We start from the raw sequence: 1,326 nt of genomic DNA, 5'->3' as shown, positions 1-1,326 counted from the left end.
ATTCGTCGGTATCGCCGTCAAATCAAGGAAGCGATTACCCGACAAATCAGCCAACGCTCGATTCAGGATCTTGAATCAGGGGAATCAGTGGCCATACCAACCCGGGACATTTCAGAGCCCGTGTTCCGTCAAGGTGCGGGTGGGCGGCGTGAGCGCGTTCTTCCCGGCAACAAAAAGTTCCAAGCCGGTGATCGCGTGCCGCGCCCGACACAAGGCGGTGGCAGCGGTCACGGTCGCGCCTCCGATCAGGGTGAAGGTGAAGATGAATTTGCTTTTCAACTCACGAAAGATGAGTATCTGGACCTTCTGTTTGACGGACTTGCGTTGCCCAATCTTCGCAAAACGCAAACCGGCAAGATAACAGAAACCAAAACGGTCCGCGCTGGCTTCAAGTCAGAGGGCAACCCGTCGCAGATAAATATCGTCCGCTCGTTGCGTCACGCCATGGCGCGACGTATGGCGATGACAGCTGGACTGCGACGCGAAAAAACAGCACTTCAGGAACGCCTGGAGACACTTGAACAGATCGCCTCCCCGACACCAGCACAGCTGGCGGAAATGAGACAGCTGAGAGAAGACATTAACGAAATTGATGAGCGCATTCGTAAAGTGCCGTTTATTGATACCTTCGATTTACGCTACAACAACTATGACACGATTCCAATTCCCAGTTCGCAAGCGGTGATGTTCTGCATCATGGATGTTTCTGGCTCCATGGACCAGGCCACAAAAGATATCGCGAAACGTTTTTTTCTCCTCCTCTACCTATTTTTGACCAAAAACTATGACAACGTCGATATCGTTTTCATTAGGCATCACACAAGGGCAAAAGAAGTCGACGAAAACGAGTTTTTTTATTCTCGTGAAACAGGCGGCACTATTGTATCCAGCGCCCTAGAGCTGTCGTTGGATATCATTCAAGAGCGCTATGATCCGGAAACATGGAATATCTATATAGCACAGGCCTCCGATGGTGATAACTGGCACGATGATACGCCACGCTGTCAATCACTGCTGGCCGAGAAGCTGTTGCCCGTCGTGCGTTATTTTACTTATATCGAAATTACGGAGCGTGCGCATCAAAGTTTATGGGAAGCCTATGCACAACTGCAGGGGCAGTTTAAAAACTTTGCAATTCAACACATCCGAAACGCAAGTGATATTTACCCAGTATTTCGAGAACTTTTCTCGACCGAGGTCCGATAGCGTATGGCAAAGAATAATCCTATCACAACATCCAGCGAGTGGACAGAAGCCCATATTGAAGCCTATTTTGCCATTCTCTCAGAAATTGCGGACGAATACGGACTTGATACCTACCCGTCT

Annotated in this window: 1 protein-coding gene; it reads left to right on the top strand. The window is 49.5% G+C overall.

The window, feature by feature from the left end:
* On the top strand, nucleotides 1-1,206 hold a 1,206-nt coding region (locus D6694_11135; GenBank protein RMH39512.1), incomplete at its 5' end, for a YeaH/YhbH family protein.
* Nucleotides 1,207-1,326: the final 120 nt, after the last annotated feature.

This window comes from Gammaproteobacteria bacterium, assembly GCA_003696665.1.
GTDB lineage: Bacteria > Pseudomonadota > Gammaproteobacteria > Enterobacterales.
Note: the sequence above shows the minus strand (reverse complement) of the source record. Positions and strands in the feature narration are given on the sequence as shown.